Annotated in this window: 3 protein-coding genes; all 3 read right to left on the bottom strand. The window is 38.2% G+C overall.

Features of this window, described 5'->3' with window-relative positions; translation table 11 throughout:
* On the bottom strand, positions 1–574 hold a 574-nt coding region (locus tag A194_RS0115850), incomplete at its 3' end, for a nitric oxide synthase oxygenase (protein WP_017187766.1).
* A gap of 90 nt (positions 575–664) precedes the next feature.
* Positions 665–1,054 (bottom strand): VOC family protein, encoded by a 390-nt coding sequence (locus tag A194_RS0115845; protein WP_017187765.1) that lies wholly within the window; start codon positions 1,052–1,054, stop codon positions 665–667.
* Between the two features lie 159 nt (positions 1,055–1,213).
* Positions 1,214–2,303 (bottom strand): Bcr/CflA family efflux MFS transporter (locus A194_RS0115840; RefSeq protein WP_017187764.1); only part of this gene is annotated, 1,090 nt, incomplete at its 5' end.

Genomic DNA, 2,303 nt, shown 5'->3' with positions numbered 1-2,303 from the left:
GCACTTCTAATAAGACATGTTCAGGAATCTCAAACCATTTCGGCTCATTGTCATTAACTTGGATGACGAGCGGTAAAATATCGAAATGGCCATATTTCGGCTTCCAACCAACCTCAATACAAACGTTCGTGAACTCGATTGAGTCGGAATCACCAATAATACCTTGCTCGGTTTCATAACCAGCGTAACGAATGAGCTGATGATTCCATACCCGAACCTTTTCACCTTGTTTCAATTGTTGGAAAACAGAGATCGTCGAACGAATTCGTCCACCATTTGTCGCAAAATCAATGTGCTCAACTAATGCTTGAAAGATAGCTTCTTCTGTCTTTAAATGCCTTTGGTCTTTAACATGAAGCTGATCCCAAAACAGTCTACCGATACAACGGTTACTGTTTCGCCAAGCTACTTTTGCTCCATATTCTAACTCTTCATATGTTTGTTCATAAAAGCCTTTTTCAACGATATCTTGATCAACTTCTTCAATCCGACGTAACGCTTCGTCTTCAGTTTTGCCAAACTCGTAATAAGTATTTATAATAAACTCGCGTGCCTCTTGACGCATTTGTTCCATAACGAATCACCTCTATGGATCTCTAATAATGTTAGCATACCATAGAGGTGATTGGGAAAAGCTCAATATTTGTGAGGAATCTGAAACAGATTAATGATTATCTTTGAAAGACCCACTACTTTCATTAATTTCACCTAATTCAATGCGGTTACCATCAGGGTCGTTTAGTACAGCAATTGATCCCCAGTCAAACGTTTTACACTTTTCTATAAATTGTACACCACGTTCCTCCAATTCTTTAACAGATTCAGCTAATGATTCAACATCAAAACGAAGTACAGTTGGATTTTGATGTCGCGATTTCTCCTCGTGAGATCCGGAACCACCTTGTTCTACCATCAAATAACCATGTGGCAACTCAAAAGAAACAAGGGTGTCTTTCACATTTCTTACTTCTAATTGAAGCAAATCTCGATAAAAAGCAATACACTCATCATATCTTTCAACAAATAAAATTAATCCAAATTCACGAAAGTTCATTTATTTGTATCCTCCTAGCCATTCTTTTTTCACATGTTTCCACAATTTCACTAGACCACCAAATTGATTTGTATAACTAAATTAAAGTCTCCGAACCATATAAAGTTCAAATAAACTAGATAACGAAAACGATCATTAACCTGTTCTAAACTTCATTTACTACTCCTCTTTAGTCAAACTAAAAAATGCCACAAAACCTAGTACGGACGTCACAAACATCACCGTCCCCATTGGCACAGCTGTCGTTTCATCTAGACCGACAAGTGGTGATACCGCTGCTCCTAATAATAATGGTAATGTACCTAATAAAGCACTAGCACTCCCCGCTTGGTTAGCTTGATGTTGCATCGCCAACGTAAACGTACTCGTTAACACCATTCCCATTGCGGTCATGTAGATGAAAATTGGAATGACTAACGATATGAGTGGTCCTTCGATGATCGTCATGACAATTAAAAACGACGTCATCGTCACGACAGTAATGACTGCAGTTTTAAGTAACGTTCGTTCATGAAACACACCAGATAAACGACCAATGAGGAAACTTCCGATAATAATACCAAGTCCATTTATACCAAACAACACACTAAAGACTTGTGGTGACACACCGTAAATATCTTGGTACACAAATGGCGTGCCAGCCACATAAGCGAAGCTTCCGCCATGAATGAGTCCTAATGTTAAAGCATAACCGATAAATGTTTTGTCTTTAAATAAACTTCCCATCGTTTTAACGGTGCTACCAATTGAACTTGGAATACGTCTTTCTTCTTCTAACGTCTCAGGTAACTTCCAAGCTGTAATGATGACAATGATAATTCCTAACAGACCTAAAAAGTAAAAGATCGTGTGCCAAGTAGCAAATGGAAAAGCTAAAATCACGCCACCAGCCATTGGTGCGAGCATTGGAGCGGTTGAGTTAATAACCATTAATAATGCGAAAAACTTCGTTAACTCTTTACCTGCAAACACGTCACGAACTACAGCTCGAGATAAAACAATACCAGCAGCTGCTGTAAAGCCTTGTAAGAAACGAGCAATAATTAACGTTGTAATATTAGGAGCAATCGCACATAAAAAAGATGCTAACGCAAATAAAAATATACTAATTAATAATGGCTTCTTTCTACCACGGGCATCACTAATCGGACCAACGACAACTTGTCCTAAAGCAAGACCAATCAAACATGTTGTTAATGTTAATTGAACGAGCGAAGCACTTGCTTCTAAATCATTTGAAATGCCTGGA

The organism is Alkalibacillus haloalkaliphilus C5 (assembly GCF_000269905.1).
Lineage (GTDB): Bacteria > Bacillota > Bacilli > Bacillales > Alkalibacillaceae > Alkalibacillus > Alkalibacillus haloalkaliphilus_A.
Note: the sequence above shows the minus strand (reverse complement) of the source record. Positions and strands in the feature narration are given on the sequence as shown.

Coding starts and splice junctions, on each gene's coding strand:
- A194_RS0115845 (WP_017187765.1), bottom strand. CDS start 1,054: ATGAACTTTCGTGAATTTGGATTAATTTTATTTGTTGAAAGATATGAT.